This window comes from Vibrio sp. Vb1574 (genome assembly GCF_033338675.1).
This window is the reverse complement of the sequence record NZ_JAWOTC010000089.1, coordinates 1,604-2,531: the sequence shown is the minus strand read 5'-3', so window position 1 is coordinate 2,531 and position 928 is coordinate 1,604. Positions and strand designations below refer to the sequence as shown.

1 protein-coding gene and 1 pseudogene are annotated in these 928 nt (G+C 42.6%); both read left to right on the top strand.

Going from position 1 to position 928, the window contains the following annotated elements; all coding sequences use genetic code 11:
* A pseudogene (locus R7O12_RS23640) lies at positions 1-361 on the top strand (TIGR01666 family membrane protein); the annotation flags it as partial.
* Between the two features lie 289 nt (positions 362-650).
* A complete protein-coding gene (locus tag R7O12_RS23635) occupies positions 651-812 on the top strand; it encodes a hypothetical protein (protein WP_005454364.1) in 162 nt (53 codons plus the stop codon).
* Positions 813-928 lie beyond the last annotated feature (116 nt).

Below are 928 nucleotides of genomic sequence, written 5' to 3'. Positions count from 1 at the left end.
TCGCGCAGCCGTCGATGAGAGCTTCCGCTTTCTGACGCTCAACCACGCCATGCTCAGCTACATCTCTGCTTTAGGTGCCCATCGTACTCGCATCGAAGATGAATCCATTCATAAACTGGTTCTGGATGCTCACCGTTGTATCCACCAGCATTTGGATGTATTGCATCAACAATTACACCAACATTGCGAAGAGTGCGATTTATCCAACATTGACGATGCTGGACTTGAGCAGCGTTTGAACGAATGGCGCGATGAGGATGACAGCTCAGCACGTATGGTGCTTCAGCAACTCCACCTTATTTATCGCATGTTGCCTGAGCTTCACTCGCTGGCGAGCAAATTTGCCGTTCGTGTGAACTAACTCGACCTTAGAGAGACTAACTTAAAGGTGCATGTGACTTAACACGCGTTCTTTATGCAATTAGGGAAGCACTTTTTGCTTCCCTTTTTAATTTAAGATAACCCGAAGTAGGTAAAATTACCTTTCATAGGAAAAGTCTTACGTATCACTTAACGCACCTTGACAATACTCGGACAAAAAACCATCGATCAAATTCTAATCTAATTCTATTGAATAAGTATGTTGTGTGGCCACGGAGGCCGTTAGACAGGACCTGAAGGATAAACCTGAGTACAGCGAGGATACAGAGATGAAAGCGCAACAATTTAAAGAGCTAAAAAAGAAGCTTGGAGACCTGACGGCAAGTCAGTTAAAAACATTGCAAGGCGAAATCAGCATGACGCTGAACAAAAAGGAAAAGCCATTGCTCTCCACTGAAGAGCGTGAAATGTTATCTAAACTGTTTGTTTGATTAAGTTATTGATATAAATCACTTGCACGTTTTATAAACACTTCCTATGCTAACAGCAGCATAATAAGTGGAATTATAATCATGCCAGTTTCAGGGATTCACTCCGGTCAACAAAT